The sequence below is a fragment of the Paenibacillus vulneris genome, assembly GCF_039543185.1.
Lineage (GTDB): Bacteria > Bacillota > Bacilli > Paenibacillales > NBRC-103111 > Paenibacillus_S > Paenibacillus_S vulneris.
Window position 1 is genome coordinate 552,918 of record NZ_BAABJG010000015.1, and the last position, 16,429, is coordinate 569,346.

Below are 16,429 nucleotides of genomic sequence, written 5' to 3' on the forward strand. Positions count from 1 at the left end.
TTTCACTCTTCTTAATCCAAGTATAAAATCAATCCACTGACAAACCTTGTCAGTTAATGTGGAATTTACCCCAAGTATTTTCCCGTGATCGATCGCTCCGCATGGATGATCTGCGAAGGTGTACTCTCGAATACCACCTGACCTCCCTTGCTTCCTCCTTCCGGTCCCATATCGATGATCCAATCTGCTTGACTGATCACTTCGAGATTGTGCTCGATGACGATCACCGTATTCCCGGCGTCAACGAGGCGGTTCATGATCCCCAGAAGATGACCGATATCTGACATATGCAGGCCGGTCGTCGGCTCGTCCATCACATAGATGCTGCCCTTCTTATGCAGCTCGCTTGCCAGCTTGATGCGTTGACATTCCCCGCCCGAGAGCGTGCTGAGCGGCTGGCCGAGTGTAATATAATTTAGCCCCACATCACACATAGCCTGGAGCTTGCGTACAACCTCTTTTAGCTGAAAAAATTCCAATGCCTGCTCTACCGTCATCTCCAGCACATCTGCAATTGACTTGCCGTCTAGTTTATATGCAAGCACCTCTTCCTTGAAACGTCTGCCTCCGCATACTTCACAAGGCAGCTTCAGACTGTCTAGGTATGCCAGGTCTGTATAGACAACTCCCAGCCCTTGGCAATTCTCACAGGCTCCCTTGGAGTTGAAGCTGAATAAGCCTTGGCTGACCTTGTTCGCGGAAGCAAACGCCTTGCGCACATCATCCATAATGCCTGTATAAGTTGCGGGATTCGAGCGGGTTGACACTCCTACCGCCGATTGATCGATGACTATCGCATCCGGATGCTTACCAAGGAATACCTCGTTAATCAGTGTACTCTTGCCCGAGCCGGCGATACCCGTCACTACGGTAAGCACTCCGGTTGGAATATCCACACTCACGTTCCGAAGGTTGTGAAGTGTGGCATTTTTGATAGTCAGCTTGCCGGATGGCTTCCTGCAGTTGTGCTTCAGCTGGAGCGGCCGCTTCATATGGGTGCCTGTCAGTGTACCTGACTCCAGCAGGCCTTGAAAGCTTCCTTCATATACGATGGAGCCGCCGCGGCTGCCGGCGTGAGGGCCGACGTCGACGATATGATCCGCCGCCTTAATCACATCGGGATCATGCTCGACAACAATCACGGTATTGCCCTTGTCTCGCAGCTTCAAAAGCAATTCGTTTAACCGGTGTACATCACGCGGGTGCAGGCCAACGCTCGGCTCATCGAAGATATAAGTGACATCCACCAGACTGCCGCTCAAATGCTTCACCATCTTGACGCGCTGCGACTCGCCGCCGGACAATGTATCTGTCTCCCGGTCCAGCGTTAAGTAATCAAGTCCGATATCAACCAGATGCTGCAGCCTCTCTGATAGCGACTTGACGATTGGAGCGGCGATCGCGTCATCAATCTCCTTAATGACGCGGATCAGATCCCCGACCTCCATGGAGGACAGCTCCGCAATATTGTATCCATTGATTCTGCAATTGAGCGCGGCCTGACTGAGTCTCGCACCGTGGCAGCTGGGGCAAGTGCCCTCGGTGATAAACGGCGTAACCGTTTGTTGTGTCCGCTCGGACATCGTCTTTACATCACGTTTGATATACTTATTAGTAAACTTCTCGATGCAGCCTTCCACCGTAATGTTCATCGTCTTACCGCCGAACTGTGTCGCCACTTTCTTTGCCTTGCCGTACAGCAGTTGGTCCAGCTCCTCCTCCGGATAATCACTCAGCTTTTTGTCGGGATCGAAGGGCCCTGATTGCACAAGCATCGTCAAATCCAAGCTATCCACCGAATAACCGGGGAGCAAGATCGCTCCTTCATTCAATGACTTTGACATGTCAACGGCCTTGCTCATATCGATGCGCAAACTGCGGCCAATCCCGTTGCACTCGGGACACATGCCTTGCGGATCGTTAAACGAGAACATATGCGCTTGTCCAACATAGGGCTGACCGACTCGGGAAAAGAGCAGACGGAGAATAGGAGAGATATCGGTTATCGTGCCCATCGTGGAATGAGAACCGCCGCCCAACCGCTTCTGATCCACGATAACAGCCATGCTCAGGTTCTCAATCGCGTCTGCATCCGGTTGCGGAAAACGCGGCAAAAAGTTGCGGACGAACATGCTGAAGTTTTCATTCAGCAGTCTTTGGGATTCGGCGGCAATAGTATCGAATACGATCGATGACTTACCGGAACCAGAAACCCCGGTAAAAATGGTAATCTTCCGTTTGGGAATGCGTAAGGACACATTCTTGAGATTGTTTTCCCTCGCTCCTGAGATTATGATGTACTCCTGATCAGCTGTGCTCATGATTCACGCCCTTCCGATATGTTCACTTTTACTTCTATTCACATTGTATCATTCATCGTGTACAGATACTTAAGGTCTGTCCATTTTTTACAACTGGATGATTAAGCTGCACACCCCCTCACGTTCTCTATCTTCAATGGATTCACTATTTTGCCCAAAATGACAATTGTCCGAAGCAGACATAAACCGGCCTGCATTTTCTCATGCAGCCGGTTTATGATGATCAGGGTTTATTGCTCCAAAACCTTTTCAAGCTCGCCGCACCATTTTCCCCAGCCATACTTGGCGCCTTCAAGTCCTTGAACATTGGCGAATCCGGTTTGATCGAGATGAAGGTTTACCTTTCCGTTCCCTAAATCCTGAAGTGTCCAGGTGACCGTGTGTTTCTCCCCTCCGCTGGCCCAAGTATAGGACAAACGGTTTGGTGCTTCCACGATAAGCACTTCGCCGTCAATAATTCCATTCCACCATTCAGTCGGCTGAGTGCGAAACTGAAAACGGTGTCCTACGATAGGTTTAAAATCATTTTCCATTGCCTGACCTGAGTGGATATTGACCACCCATTTGGCAAGCTTGCTTGAATCGGTTAAAGCGGACCAAAGCTTCTCGATCGTTGTCGTGTATTGAAAATCTAACGCTAATGCTAAACTCATTCCTCTTCCTCCTCTAATAGTTGGTTTAAACGAAGCATATTCATACTCCAGAACCTGCTGTAAAAAGCGACCCAATCTTGAATTTCTCTGAGTGGAGCGGCATTAAGCCTAAATCGTGTTTCTCTGCCGACTTTTCGGTCATGTACCAACCCGGCTTCTTTCAGGATGGTCAAATGCTTGGATACCGCGGTACGACCCATTTGAAAATGCGACGTTAATTCGTGAAGCGGTATCTCCCCGGCCTCTGCTATTAAACGAATGAGCTGGCGCCTGGTTGGATCTGCAATCGCGTCAAACACATCCCGCGAATGGTTGTTATCGCTCATAGCACCCCCTCCAAAATCGTATTTTCTGTGTAGTAATCAATGGTAGATACAAAGGGATAGCCGTTTTATTTCACCTCCCATTTAAAGTATTCAGCTCTTCGGACGCAGCGCCCACGAGGCAATATTTAAGGCAGCGTATGAAAGCGGGAGGATAATATGAAACCCGTAATCACCATAGTCGTTAGCAAATGCATGAGATAAAGCCGCACCCGTCATGAGAAAGAAGATGCCTGCATGAACCCATTCTTTAAGCCGAGGAAAACCTGGCACGACAAGACCGATGGCTCCAAGCACTTTCCAGACCCCAAGAATGGTCAAAATGTATACAGGGTAACCAAGACTCGTCACTAACTCGATGTTACCTCCATATTGCATCAATTGTCCGATACCGCTTAACATAACTGCTGCAGCTAGCAATAAGGTGACTGACCAGTAAGCAATTATTTTTCCTCGGGGCTGGGTTTCTACTCTCACTATTGTTTGCGCACCGATAACATTACTCATTTGTATCCTCCTCCTAATGATTTTCAATCGAAACGAGTTCAGGCTTCAAGCTTTTCAAATGACAAACTGCCAATTGGACACCATTTAGTGACACTTTGATTATATGACACCTTTTGGTGTCGTGTCAATAGCGTTTATAAATGAGGATTTTTATAACAAAAAATAACCCAATCCCCAGAAAAAAGCGCTTCTGAAGAATCGGGTTTCATTGGTACTATCAAGCTTTTTGAAAGAATACGCGAAGAGTCTGCTGATAAGCCTCGGGAGCTCTGGCACAGTGTTCGATCCGTACACCACGGTTCGCCGGATGTGACAAGCGCACTGCCATCTTCATGGCGCTTTCCGTCATAATCGAGGGAGTAGATTTTAAAATTTTACTTAGCTCCTGCAGACATTTTCTTCAATTTCTTACCTTGTACAGCTAGTCCGCAAGCTGAGCATGTTAAATGGCCTTCCGGCTGTAGAATTATTTCCTAAGTGGCACGTTTTTAATTTATGTAATTTAATTTAGGCACCTACCCTAATATTCGGGGATTATTTCGTTTGACCGACAAAATGAATTCCGGTTGGGAATCCTTAAATCAATAAAAGAAGCTAAGAGCAAAAAACACCCACTTAGTCTACCTAGGCCCTTCTGGTAAAACACCATCGATCTGCATGGCTTAAGGGTCGTGTTCGGTATAGGTACACTTGATTCCCTTATCTCCATCATCACGTTTTGCTGGCTTCGAAAAATGCTGATCCGCATCCTTTTGGGTTTCCCCATCATATAAGTGCAAATTTCGCCTGCTTGATTTACTTAATTGCTATGTAAATCTCAATTTCCCCATTGGGATAATATTTCTCAAAATCGTATGTGTACGCTCTTTTCAAGGTACCAGAATTCTCACGTTCCCATATTTTCTTCCAAGTGTTTATAACTCCTTGTTCTTCTGCTGAATCCACATTAAAAATTTCATATTCAGCGTTATCTGGTATTTCAATTGAAGATTCACTTGTGCTATCTTCAAAACCAACACTTAAAGTATAGTCCCCTTTATAGTCACTCTCGTAATCATGATAGACACCATAGATAATAATTTCTCGATTAGTCAGACTATTAGAAGCCTCTTCCCACAATCCTGTAATCTTTTGCAATAAAAGATCATCATTAAAATTATTAGTTCGCACATCATTAATAATGGTTAGTTTCATAATTGTTCTTTCCTCCGGCTACCCTTTTTGGGCCAATAATTACACATTAAATTTTAACAGACTCAAACTGTGGTAAGTTTCTGCCAATTCAAATATCATTTACGAATGTTTGTTCCTATTTTATTATATCAAGAATTTGGAAGAGTATCAAACAAGATTATTCTTTAATAAAGCTAAATAATAAATGACTCGGTTAAACTTTAATGTTGATAATAAGGAAATTGCAAAAATATGTGCTATAAATTAGAGTAACAAATTTTAATGAAGGCAGCGGCATGCGAACCTGACCCAATAAGAACGCACCTTTCATTCTTTTCTGTAGACTGCTGTGGGCATGAAGCAGCAAACAAAACATTAAGGATATGCTCCGTCCGAATCGCCGAGGATCTGGTAGTGCCGAAGCCGTAATTGGTTCCATTCCATACGGACGTCCCCGGGATGACAGCGGTCATCGGCCGGGGACGCTTACGTTCTCATCATTACATATATACTTGATTAGCTCGCGATTTTCTTGACAAACACTTCGTTCCGCGATGACAGCACTCCGTGAGCCACAGTTTCGATCAATAGAAGGATTCGCTTTATGTTGACAGCAGTCGTAATGTTCCAAAAACGCCCCATTCACAAATGTGAGCCGCCGGTGGCGTCAAGCATCTGCCCGGTTATCCAACGTCCATCCGGTGATGCCGCGAACGCGACAATATCAGCGATGTCCGAAGGCTCGCCAACGCGGCCGAGTACCGACATCTCTTCGGCATGCTTGCGACCGTCCGGAGTGTGGAGCCATGATGCATTCACATCCGTGTCGACGATACCGGGCATAACCGCATTCACGGTGATTCCCCGCGGTCCCAACAACTGAGCCAAATGCAGGGTGAACGTATTGATCGCGCCTTTGGTTAAGTTATAGGCCATGAGATGAGGATAAGCAATACGTGTAACCCCAGATGAAATATTAATGATACGCCCGCCATCTCGCAGACGGTCCAGCGACTTCTGAACGAGGAAGAACGGAGCTTTAACGTTAACCTCGAACACTTGATTGAAATCCGCCTCGGTCGTATCTTGAAACGACGAAGAAGTGCCAATGCCCGCATTATTGACAAGAATATCAAACTGATTGCTGCCGGTTCGGCGAATAAGTTCCTCGTCCATACCCTTCAACAGCTGGTAAACTCCATCCAGGGAGTCCAGCTCGGCACCGACGGCGAAGGCTTTGCCACCTGCCGCTTCGATTGTATGGACCGTTTCGTCTGCAGCCTCCCGCCGTCTGCCGTAATGTACGGCAACTAACGCCCCCTCGGAAGCAAGCCGGACCGCTATGGCTCTTCCTATCCCCCTGCTTGCTCCAGTGACGACTGCGATACGGTTCTCCAAACGTTTCATACTCATTACAAATCACTCCTTATTGAATGGTTAACACCATTCTAAACCCTCCCCTAAAGGGTAGAGTCAAGCCGATTTGTAAAATCATTTTTTTTCTAATCGAAAAAGGGATTCACACGTCGGACGGCAAAGGCTCCACAGGCACAATAGCCTCTGCAAGACGTAAACGGCCATAGATATCCTTATCCGACGTCAAGAAGACCTCCCGGGTTGGTTCCGCCTCAAGCCGCCGATAGCCTTCGGCTATTATCCAACCTTGCAGTTCTTCCTCTGCTCTGCAATCGTCAAGGTACGGATCGCAGAGATGCTTGAGTGAAGCAGCCATCTCTAAGCCTGGCAAAATGCCAACCTTGACCCTATGGCCGTACGGGATAGGCTTTGATAAAGGGATAGCAACCTCTATATCTGAAAGTGAGCTGCTGCCGTCAGCTCGTCGGTGCCAAACAATCATCACCATATGATCCGCTTGCTCCCCGTACCCTCGGACGTATTGCTTCAGTTCATCGAGCAGTAAGCACAAATGGTCTTTCGGAACCTGCTCACGTATGGAAGCCGCGAGAATCGGCTCTACACGCTGCAATGCGAATCCCTCCTCCTCTTCTTTGACCAGCTCCGTCGTTTCGGATATTCGATCAAGCTGCACGAGCCGCTCGTCAATCTCTACGACCTGCCGCTCCATGGCTTGTATTAGACGCTTCAGTTCTTCCCGTTTCTCCTTCAGCATAGATTCCGCATCAGACAGTGCGGCTGAATCGGCCATGAGGGGCCGCATTTGCTCAAGGGTCAGACCTTGCTCTTTAAAACTCGCAATGCGGCGGACAGTTAGCAGTTGTTCCGCTGTATAGTAGCGGTACTTCGATTCCTCATCTATATGTATGGGCTTTAATAGTCCCAACTGGTCGTAGTGTCTCAGCGTCTTCACCGTCACGCCCGCAAGCTTGGAGAACTCCCCGATCTTGAACATCCCATATCCTCCTTTTTCACCTGTTGATCCCTTTATCTATCCTTTATTCAATATGAGCGGTCCCATTTCTTTCAGTGTGATATGTGCCCATCTCTCAATGAGCTGGCAATAGCTTTCTGCGTCATCCATCTGCGCAGCCACGTCAGCAATGGTCATGGTCCACTCTACCTTGGGCAGAGTCGGATCAGCCTGATTCCGCAGGATATCCTTGGTGCTTCCTGGTCCTTGGGCGGCATCCTGAAGAATCCATTCTATAGTATAGGCTTTCTCCAGATAGTTCCGTAACGCTGATTGTATCCAGACATACGCAGCATCACTGTAGCGCTTATGTTGAACCATGTAGCAGGCGACAGTGAGAAAGTGGACCCGTCCGTAACCGGGGTCCATGAATTCAAGCGCCATAAATTCGTTAAATATCGTTTCGCACGTCTTCCCCTCGAGAAGGACAGCACCGCATACAGTACAGGTCGACATCGCATTGTTCCTCCATTCAATTCAATAAATGATAGACGCAAAGGAGTTGATATGGTTTCGGTTCAGCATGTAAATGAATTATAGCTGTATTCCACCATTCTTCGTCAATGGCTGTCCATTCTGCTAATCTTGAAAGTCACTCCAATACCTGATGGATCCGGTGTGTTATTCGCTGCATGCAAAAAAAAGAGGAACCGCCGGTTCCCCTTTTGGAAGGCTAGATAGCCCTGCTCCGTTCGACTTGTTAAGCATGATACCCGGCGCAAATTTCGTCCCGAATTCGGTAGAAGTCAGCCAGTTGGTTTTGTTCGTATGCATAACCCGCGCGAATCAGCCGGTCTTCCCTTCCCCAGGCGGCTACCAGCTGCAAACCGACAGGCAGCCCTTCGCTTGTTATGCCGCATGGGATGGAAAGCGCAGGAGTTTCTACGGCATTGAATATTTCGGTATAGCGGGTCATCGCGTCAAAGAGGCTCTCGGTATAAGAGCCGAATTGGACCTGTTCGACCCCGATTTTTCTCGCTGCAATCGGAATCGTCGGAGTTGCTAACACCTGGATTTGTTCGCGGAACAGCCGTCCGAATTGCTTCATATAGTCCTTCTTTGCCTTCAAAGCATCAATATATTGTCGGGAAGTGATCATAAGCGAAGATTCCAGCAGCGCTCTTGCATCCGCTCCGTACTGGGACAAGCAGCATTCCATCCGCTCGCGATGAACATAACCCGCTTCGGAGGCTGCGATGTTCAATATTTTTTGCTGATAGCCATGGATGAACGAAACGTCCACTTCGATCAAGAGCGCGCCGAGCTGCTCCAGCGCATGTAAGGCAGCGAGATACAGCTGATACGTCTCCGCTTCGATATGCTCGTTGAAAAAGCTCGTTGGGACACCGACGCGCAGCCCGCGTATATCCTGCTTCAGATAAGGCAGGTAGCTCTGATTCGTCAGCGCCTCCATCATGATGGCCAAATCCGTCATATTGGCAGTTAACGGACCGACATGGTCGAGCGTCCAGGAAACGTAAAATACCCCTTGTGTCGGAATTTTGTTATAGGTGGGTTTAAGTCCGACAACGCCGCACGACGCGGCCGGGATACGTACAGACCCGCCGGTATCGGTCCCGATCGACGCCACACTCAGATCCGCAGCTACGGCAGCAGCCGATCCCCCGCTAGAGCCGCCCGGTGTATACTCCAGATTCCATGGATTATGAACCGGCCCGTAATGAGGGTTGTTCGAGGTAATGCCGAGGGCGTACTCGTGCATGTTATTTTTCCCCAGAGTAATTGCATCCTCTTGAAGCAGCTTGCGGACTACGGCTGCGTCTTTGTCTGGAACGTTGTTCGCATCGATGGAGGAGCCGTAGGTAGTACGGATTCCCTTGGTATCGATATTGTCCTTGTACGAAAGCGGAATTCCGTACAAAATCCCCGTCTGATCCCCAGCCTTCTCTATAGCTTCGACAATTTTGGCTTCCTTGACCGCTCTTTCCTTCGATACGGTAATAAAGGCGTTAAGTGCCCCCTCTTTTCGTTTGATGCGCTTCAAATAATGCCTGGTTATTTCTAGAGGCGTAAACTGATGATTCGCATAACCATTCTGAAGCTCCTGAATCGATTTACGTGCCATGCTTCCCTCTCCTTTGCTTATACTTGAAGCAAGACTGGTTCCTAGGAATCTAGCAACTGTATGCCTTGCTTCAATGTGCTATTTTATGCAAAACTGATAGTTTCCGTATGGGGAAGAAGAACGATGGCCAAAAAATAGACTTCCGCTGCTGATAAAAAAGTTAAAGATCAAAAAAAAGAGCTAACCCCAAAGGTCAGCTCCTTCATCTTCCAACAGTTTACTGCTAATGCATGCCCGGTTACTGATTCATGAATCCATCCTCCGATAAAGAAGAATGGCTTTCCCTTTTACGATATTATCTAAATTCAGGCGGGGTCCGCCGTGCAACTCCCGTAATAATCGCCGCTTCGATAACGGCATGTCTCACCTTCGTAACGACTTGCTCGTTAAAGATGCTTGGAATGATATACTGCTCGTTTAACTCTGATTTCGACACGACAGCTGCGATAGCCCTTGCCGCTGCAAGCTTCATCGGTTCGTTAATTGTACTTGCTTGACAATCAAGCGCTCCTCTAAAAATACCTGGAAACACAAGGACATTATTGATCTGGTTAGGATAGTCGCTGCGGCCTGTTGCATAAACCTTCACATAAGGCAGAGCTTCCTCCGGAGTAATCTCTGGATTAGGATTGGCCATAGCGAACACAATGCTTTGGGGCGCCATGCGCTTAATATCAGCTGCTGAGAGCAAGCCGCCTCTGGATACTCCGATAAATACATCCGCGTCAGCTATTAGCTCCTTCAAGCTCCCTTCCTGATTCTCCACCTCAGGCTGATCTGCAAGCCATTGCCACATTGCCTGCGAGTAGCGGCCTCCTCGTACAATAGCCCCTTCGACATCAATAGGAACAAGACGCTTAACTCCGGCACCCAGCAGCATTTTGCAGATGGAGACGCCAGCCGCTCCAATACCGTTCACAATCACCCGGACTTGGTCCATTCTTTTCCCGACAACCTTCAGTGCATTAATTAAACCCGCTACGACAACAACGGCCGTACCGTGCTGGTCATCATGAAATACAGGAATATCTAGCTGCTCCGCCAGCTTTGCTTCAATTTCAAAGCATCTTGGAGAACCGATATCTTCGAGGTTGATCCCGCCAAATATAGGGCTGATTGCCTTTATCGTACGGATTATTTCCTCCGTGTCCGTTGTATTCAAGCAAATGGGAAAAGCATCCACCCCGCCAAACTGTTTAAACAGCATCGCTTTGCCTTCCATTACAGGTGCCGCCGCATAAGGCCCTATGTCCCCTAAACCAAGAACGGCCGTCCCGTCTGTGACCACGGCTACCGTATTTCTTTTTATGGTTAACGAGTACGCTTTGGACTCATCTTCATGAATAGCGGAGCATATTCGGGCAACGCCCGGCGTATATACTCTGGATAAATCGTCCCTATTTTTCACGGGGATTTTGGATTCCACTGAGATTTTGCCGCCGATATGGGTAAGGAAGGTACGATCCGAAACATTAATGATTCGGATCCCTTCTATCGCTTTTAACGAATCGATAACTTGAGTTTCCTGTGAATCCCGCACCTCAAAAGTGATGTCCCGGATGGATGACGCTTCGCCTGAACGAATGACATCAATGGACACGATATCTCCGCCGGCTCTGCCTATTGCCGTTGCCACATCTCCGAAGGATACACCTGTTAATTCTAACCGGACCACGATATTGTTATAGGCCATGTCTTTACTCCTGTTCATATGACTCAGTCTAATTTGTTAAGAATCTTACGTTTCCCTGATTTTAACGGGGACGATTTGGGTTTAAGATTGACCATGCCGATACTGATCCCGATAAAAATCAATCCTAGCAATAAATACACGGTAAAGGATTCATGTAAAAACAGCATCCCTGTCAAAACCGATACTATGGGTACTAGAAATGTATACGAAGTCACCACACTGGCTTCGCCGGAATTGACAAGGGTAAAGTACAGAATCCAGGAACCTGTTACCCCAAAGATGCTGCTAAATCCCAGCCCGGACCAAAATATCGGGTTCCATTGAATTGCACTCCATGGCTCTGCCAATGTCCCTGCGATGATGAGAATGATGCCGCCAATCAAACATTGCAATGCGGCTAACCACATGAAATGGACAACAGAGCTGACCTTCTTTACATAAACGGTACCCAATGCCCAGCTGATCGAAGTGCCTATTCCCAACATCACTCCAATAGTGGAAATATGCCCTGCCTCTCCTCTAGTACTTATTGCCGCAACACCTAGAATGCCAAATGTAAGCCCAATTCCCTTCAAAACCGACATATGCTCCCTGAGCCAAATCCAGGCGAATAAAGCAACCAGAACAGGCTGCAAATAAACAAGCACCGAGAAAAGTCCTGAAGACATCATTTTCAATCCGTAGGTCTGCAGTCCAAAAAATAAGACAACGTTAAGTAAGGAAGATAGGATATAAACATGCTTGTGCTGCTTCCATTGGATTTGCTTACGCTTAGGAAGCATTAGCAGCACGAGAAGAATAGCACCTGCCAACGTTCGCATGCCTGCAAACAGCAGGGGCGGTGTGTATTGCAGCATCATTTTATTAATAGGAAACGATACGCCCCATAGGATAACAAGTGCTGCGATCAATCCAGTTTGCCGAATCGGTGATAGCTGCTTCAAAACGAATATTCCTTCCCTGATCAAACGTATTATGCGCGCCGGATCGGAGCCGGTACGGCTTCAGCCGGAATCATGGACTGGTAAGTCTCGCCTGCCAGCTGTTCTTGATGCTCTGCCTTCGCTTGCTCTATAATTTCCGGATGCAGCATAGTCTCAATGGCGGATGAAGCGATAACTTTACCGGCCAGAAGCATTCCCTTGTGAGCAATGGACGAAGTGCCCTGTGCAACCATCTGCCAGCTGTGTGGCGGTGTACCGTATGCGCAGGTCGTTACGTAGACTTGACCTGTTGGAACAATCCAGCTGACATCACCAACGTCTGTAGATCCAGCAAGGAAACCAGGCTCCGGATTATAAGGATTCACATCTACCGATAGCACCTTTCCATTGGCTTTGTGTACGGGCTTCATCTCTACTTCCGAGAAGCTTGCCTGAATCGATTGGGCAAAGCTGATTTCTTCTTCGGAATAGCTCTCGCCTCCGATTTGCACAAACTGCTTGTGCATCATTGAACCTAGCGTGATGTTAGGAATTAAATCCGCCGAAGCCGCATCGAACTGCATTTCCATCTGCGTACCGGTCATTAGAGCAGCTCCACGTGCGATATCGATGACTCGCGTGAGAATTTCGCGAACTTGATCCATTTTGGGCGCACGAATTTTATATAGGACCTCCGCTTCGGATTGAACCACGTTTGGAGCATAACCACCGGTATTAGTAATGGCATAATGAAGTCTTGCGTCCTGAATGATATGCTCCCGCAGGAAGTTTGCCCCTACATTCATCAATTCCACGGCATCCAATGCGCTGCGGCCTAATTCCGGACTTGCTGATGCGTGAGAGCTAATGCCCTTGAATTTAAAATACACTTGGCATGTAGCAAGCATTCTTGCGTTATAGGCAAGGTTCTCATCCCATGGGTGCCAGGTGAAAGCTACATCGACATCCTGGAATAGACCGGCGCGAGCCATGAACGCTTTGCCGCCCCCGCCTTCTTCCGCGGGACAGCCGTAGTAGCGTACCGTTCCTTTTAACCCTTGCTGCTCCATGTAATGACGAACTGCAATCGCTGCCGCAAGCGAGCCTGTGCCCAACAGATTATGTCCGCAGCCATGGCCGTTCCCGCCTTCCTGTATGGGCTGTTTAACTGCTGCATTCGCTTGTTGGCTCAATCCTGACAATGCGTCGAATTCTCCTAAAATAGCTACAACTGGTTTACCCGTGCCATACGTACCGACTACAGCGGTCTGAATTCCCCCAGCGCTGCGCTCAACCGTGAATCCCTCTTCTTCAAGAGCTCGGGCCATCATCTCCGCAGACTTATGTTCTTCGTATCGGGTTTCACAAAATCCCCAAATGCTATCGCTAACCTCAATAAGCTTCTGTTTCTTCTGGTCAATGATCGCTGAGATCTGTTCATGGAAATTCATGCAGTTCACTCCATATCAAGTAATATTTTTCCGGCTATTCCCGGTTCCGTCATTTGGTAAGGGTCCAAAATGAGTTCCAATTCTTCTTCCGTGAGCACGTTGTGCAGCAGGCAAAGCTCGCGTACGGATGTTCCTGTGAGGATGGCCTCCCGAGCAATACGCGCTGCCGTTTCGTAGCCCAAGTGCGGATTCAATGCAGTCAATACGCCTACACTTTTGTCCACATAGTCCTTACATATTTGTTCATTGGCTTCGATTCCTTCCAGGCAATGCGTACGGAATACTTGGAACACCTGGTTCATCATGCTTAACGATTGCAGCAGATTGAACATTAATACCGGTTCCATCACATTCAGCTCCAATTGCCCGGCTTCCGATGCCAGCGAAATCGTCAGATCGTTGCCGATGACTTGAAAAGCAACCTGATTCACGACCTCGCACATGACAGGATTGACCTTGCCGGGCATGATGGACGAGCCTGGCTGCCTAGCTGGCAGTATAATTTCCCCCAATCCTGCTCTCGGTCCGGATGCCATCAACCGCAAATCATTGGCCGCTTTGGACATGTTCATCATGCATACTTTTAAAGCGGAGGAGACTTCTGTGTACACATCCGTGTTTTGGGTAGCATCCGGCAAATGCTCGGCATTTACAAGCGGAAACCCGCTAATTTCGGCCAATGCCTCGACGGCCTTGCGAATATAGTGAGGATCCGCATTGAGGCCTGTACCGACCGCTGTGGCACCCAAGTTTACCTCGTACAAATCCTCACGGGTCCGTTGAATACGCTTTATATCTCTTCCGAGCATTCGGCCGTACGCTTCGAATTCCTGCCCGAGCCGAATCGGAACCGCATCCTGCAAGTGGGTTCGTCCCATTTTAATGACGGCGTCAAACTGGCGTGCTTTTGATAAAAACGTCCCGTGAAGTTCTTTCATGGTAACTAGAAGCTTGTCGATCAAGGACAAGACGGCAAGATGAAGCGCTGTCGGGAACGTATCATTGGTAGATTGAGACATGTTTACATGCGTATTAGGGCTTAAAGTGAAGTAATCTCCTTTGGACCCGCCCAAGATTTCGATCGCCCGATTGGCAATGACTTCATTGGCGTTCATATTAATGGAGGTGCCAGCGCCTCCCTGAATCGGATCTACTATAAATTCATCATGCCATTTGCCCGAAATGATTTCTGAAGCAGCTTCCACAATCGCGTTCCCTAGACGAGGATTCAACTGTTTCATCTCCATATTTGCGAGGGCGGCCGCCTTTTTGACCATAGCCATAGCTACAATCAGCTCTTTGTGAAGCGTATAGCCGGTAATCGGAAAATTTTCAACCGCTCTCATGGTTTGTATTCCATAATAAGCGTGCAGCGGCACGGCCTTCTCGCCGAGAAAATCCTTTTCCATTCTCAGCTGTTCATTAAACATGCGGTGTCTCCTTGTTCAATTGCAGACTTTTTTTCGTGTTGATTGTGAACCCGGCCAAGAGCATCACAATGCAGGAAATAACAAGAAACATGAAAGCAACATTGTAGTTGTTGCCTGTTGAACCTATCAGATAGCCCATGATGGTTGGCGATAAAATGGAACCCACCTGAGCGCCTGCGTTAATGATCCCCGTCGCCGTACCGACAGAGTCTTTGGCCATATGCTTTAGCGGTAATATAAATACCGTAATGCTGACTGGATTCAGGAACACATTCGTTAATGTCAAATACGTGAAAGCGAGAGGCACAGAGCTGGCATTAAACATCAAGTAGATGAAAACGGCTGATAGCAAGGCTCCGCCAATGATAATGAACTTCTCTTTTCCAAGCATATACTTGTCCAGCACCCAACCGCTGACTAGAAAAGATACAAAGCCTAGAATCGCCGGGATTGAAGAGTAGACGCCCATTGAAACCATGCTCAAGCCCTTTACTTTGACCCAGTAGGAAGGCAGCCAGCTTTGCAGCCCCCAGAATACGACATTGGCAAAAAAGTAAACGATGAGCAGCTTCCAAACCATGGAGGTTTTTAAGATGGTTTTGACCGGAACTTTATTCACTTGCTTTTCAGACTGCTCTTGCTCTGTCCCTGCTCTATTCTCAGAGGATCTGAGAACGAACCAGACCAGAATCGCGATTAAAAATCCTATGACGGCAAGCGCATAAAACATGATCCTCCAGCCAAGTGAAGCTGTCATCGTTGCAACGACAATAGATCCTATGGCAATGCCAACCGAGCTGCCGGATTGTACAACAGACTTGGCCCGTGCCCGTTGTTCCTTGGGAAATGTATTGGCTATGGCAACGGAGCTTGCTGTAGGAAAAGAGCCTTCCCCAGCACCAACCATAATACGGGAAGCAATTAAACTTGCGAAAGAGTTTGCAAACCCCGTGATTCCAGTGAAAATCGACCAGGTGAATATAGCACCAGACAATACTTTGGTTGCGCCGAATTTATCGGCCAGATAACCGCCCACAAGCTGCATAAGGGCATAGCTCAGGAAAAAACTGCTTAGGATGAGACCCGCTTTATCAGGCGTTAGCTGAAGGTCCTTCGTAATCGGAATGATGGCAACATTAATGGAAACCTTATCAAAATAACCTACAATCCAAGCAAAAAATAAAACAAGCAGAATGGCGTATTTCTTCTTATTGGTAATATCCTGCCTCATCCTTATCACTCCATTTTTGAATTGTGCAAAGCTTCTCATTGCCATTATCATGCTTTCTTAACAATATTTTCTTGCGTTTCGTCAGCCTCCTTATCCCCCTTGTTACTTTTCATGACACAAGCGTAGAAAAATCTAAGGAAAATCGATATATTCAACACTTAATAAATATTTTATACTATAGTAAAATAATAGCTATGTAGCTTATTAACGAGAAATAAGATGAATAATGTAGGTTTACACTATATAAGG

General features: G+C 47.5%; 14 protein-coding genes. All 14 read right to left on the reverse strand.

What is annotated here, in order from left to right; translation table 11 throughout:
* Nucleotides 1-65: 65 nt before the first annotated feature.
* The 14 genes from ABEA66_RS16065 to ABEA66_RS16130 all read right to left on the reverse strand — a co-directional run bounded on the left by ABEA66_RS16065 (nt 66) and on the right by ABEA66_RS16130 (nt 16,180).
* The gene (locus tag ABEA66_RS16065; RefSeq protein WP_345588824.1) at nt 66-2,321 is read right to left on the reverse strand and encodes an ATP-binding cassette domain-containing protein; all 2,256 of its coding nucleotides are present in this window, start codon (nt 2,319-2,321) and stop codon (nt 66-68) included.
* A 230-nt stretch (nt 2,322-2,551) separates the two neighbouring features.
* Nucleotides 2,552-2,974: an SRPBCC family protein gene (locus ABEA66_RS16070; RefSeq protein ID WP_079915056.1), complete on the reverse strand. Its 423-nt coding sequence runs from the start codon at nt 2,972-2,974 to the stop codon at nt 2,552-2,554.
* Nucleotides 2,971-3,300, reverse strand: a complete 330-nt coding sequence (locus tag ABEA66_RS16075; protein WP_079915057.1) for an ArsR/SmtB family transcription factor — start codon at nt 3,298-3,300, stop codon at nt 2,971-2,973. Before ABEA66_RS16075 ends, ABEA66_RS16070 begins: the two co-directional genes overlap by 4 nt.
* A gap of 90 nt (nt 3,301-3,390) precedes the next feature.
* Entirely contained in the window at nt 3,391-3,804 is a 414-nt protein-coding gene (locus ABEA66_RS16080; RefSeq protein WP_345588827.1) for a DoxX family protein, read from the reverse strand.
* Nucleotides 3,805-4,599: 795 nt separating this feature from the next.
* Nucleotides 4,600-4,998: a GyrI-like domain-containing protein gene (locus tag ABEA66_RS16085; protein WP_345588829.1), complete on the reverse strand. Its 399-nt coding sequence runs from the start codon at nt 4,996-4,998 to the stop codon at nt 4,600-4,602.
* A 621-nt stretch (nt 4,999-5,619) separates the two neighbouring features.
* The gene (locus tag ABEA66_RS16090) at nt 5,620-6,384 is read right to left on the reverse strand and encodes an SDR family oxidoreductase (RefSeq protein WP_345589313.1); all 765 of its coding nucleotides are present in this window, start codon (nt 6,382-6,384) and stop codon (nt 5,620-5,622) included.
* A 112-nt stretch (nt 6,385-6,496) separates the two neighbouring features.
* Nucleotides 6,497-7,348, reverse strand: a complete 852-nt coding sequence (locus ABEA66_RS16095; protein ID WP_345588831.1) for a MerR family transcriptional regulator — start codon at nt 7,346-7,348, stop codon at nt 6,497-6,499.
* Between the two features lie 36 nt (nt 7,349-7,384).
* Nucleotides 7,385-7,822 (reverse strand): DUF5946 family protein, encoded by a 438-nt coding sequence (locus tag ABEA66_RS16100; protein WP_345588833.1) that lies wholly within the window; start codon nt 7,820-7,822, stop codon nt 7,385-7,387.
* Nucleotides 7,823-8,066: 244 nt separating this feature from the next.
* Nucleotides 8,067-9,452: an amidase gene (locus tag ABEA66_RS16105; protein ID WP_345588834.1), complete on the reverse strand. Its 1,386-nt coding sequence runs from the start codon at nt 9,450-9,452 to the stop codon at nt 8,067-8,069.
* Nucleotides 9,453-9,747: 295 nt separating this feature from the next.
* Nucleotides 9,748-11,145 (reverse strand): NAD-dependent malic enzyme, encoded by a 1,398-nt coding sequence (locus ABEA66_RS16110; protein ID WP_345588836.1) that lies wholly within the window; start codon nt 11,143-11,145, stop codon nt 9,748-9,750.
* Nucleotides 11,146-11,168: 23 nt separating this feature from the next.
* Entirely contained in the window at nt 11,169-12,089 is a 921-nt protein-coding gene (locus tag ABEA66_RS16115; protein WP_345588838.1) for a DMT family transporter, read from the reverse strand.
* 29 nt (nt 12,090-12,118) lie between these two features.
* A complete protein-coding gene (locus ABEA66_RS16120) occupies nt 12,119-13,519 on the reverse strand; it encodes a M20 family metallopeptidase (protein ID WP_345588840.1) in 1,401 nt (466 codons plus the stop codon).
* Between the two features lie 5 nt (nt 13,520-13,524).
* Nucleotides 13,525-14,949, reverse strand: a complete 1,425-nt coding sequence (gene aspA, locus ABEA66_RS16125) for an aspartate ammonia-lyase (RefSeq protein ID WP_345588842.1) — start codon at nt 14,947-14,949, stop codon at nt 13,525-13,527.
* On the reverse strand, nt 14,942-16,180 hold the full coding sequence (locus tag ABEA66_RS16130; RefSeq protein ID WP_144027905.1) for an MFS transporter: 1,239 nt from the start codon (nt 16,178-16,180) through the stop codon (nt 14,942-14,944). Before ABEA66_RS16130 ends, aspA begins: the two co-directional genes overlap by 8 nt.
* Nucleotides 16,181-16,429: the final 249 nt, after the last annotated feature.

What these genes read in the sequence shown, in the direction of transcription:
- ABEA66_RS16065 (WP_345588824.1), bottom strand. Translation starts at nt 2,321, where the DNA reads ATGAGCACAGCTGATCAGGAGTACATCATAATCTCAGGAGCGAGGGAA.
- ABEA66_RS16070 (WP_079915056.1), bottom strand. Translation starts at nt 2,974, where the DNA reads ATGAGTTTAGCATTAGCGTTAGATTTTCAATACACGACAACGATCGAG.
- ABEA66_RS16075 (WP_079915057.1), bottom strand. Translation starts at nt 3,300, where the DNA reads ATGAGCGATAACAACCATTCGCGGGATGTGTTTGACGCGATTGCAGAT.
- ABEA66_RS16080 (WP_345588827.1), bottom strand. Translation starts at nt 3,804, where the DNA reads ATGAGTAATGTTATCGGTGCGCAAACAATAGTGAGAGTAGAAACCCAG.
- ABEA66_RS16085 (WP_345588829.1), bottom strand. Translation starts at nt 4,998, where the DNA reads ATGAAACTAACCATTATTAATGATGTGCGAACTAATAATTTTAATGAT.
- ABEA66_RS16090 (WP_345589313.1), bottom strand. Translation starts at nt 6,384, where the DNA reads ATGAAACGTTTGGAGAACCGTATCGCAGTCGTCACTGGAGCAAGCAGG.
- ABEA66_RS16095 (WP_345588831.1), bottom strand. Translation starts at nt 7,348, where the DNA reads ATGTTCAAGATCGGGGAGTTCTCCAAGCTTGCGGGCGTGACGGTGAAG.
- ABEA66_RS16100 (WP_345588833.1), bottom strand. Translation starts at nt 7,822, where the DNA reads ATGTCGACCTGTACTGTATGCGGTGCTGTCCTTCTCGAGGGGAAGACG.
- ABEA66_RS16105 (WP_345588834.1), bottom strand. Translation starts at nt 9,452, where the DNA reads ATGGCACGTAAATCGATTCAGGAGCTTCAGAATGGTTATGCGAATCAT.
- ABEA66_RS16110 (WP_345588836.1), bottom strand. Translation starts at nt 11,145, where the DNA reads ATGGCCTATAACAATATCGTGGTCCGGTTAGAATTAACAGGTGTATCC.
- ABEA66_RS16120 (WP_345588840.1), bottom strand. Translation starts at nt 13,519, where the DNA reads ATGAATTTCCATGAACAGATCTCAGCGATCATTGACCAGAAGAAACAG.
- aspA (WP_345588842.1), bottom strand. Translation starts at nt 14,949, where the DNA reads ATGTTTAATGAACAGCTGAGAATGGAAAAGGATTTTCTCGGCGAGAAG.
- ABEA66_RS16130 (WP_144027905.1), bottom strand. Translation starts at nt 16,180, where the DNA reads ATGAGGCAGGATATTACCAATAAGAAGAAATACGCCATTCTGCTTGTT.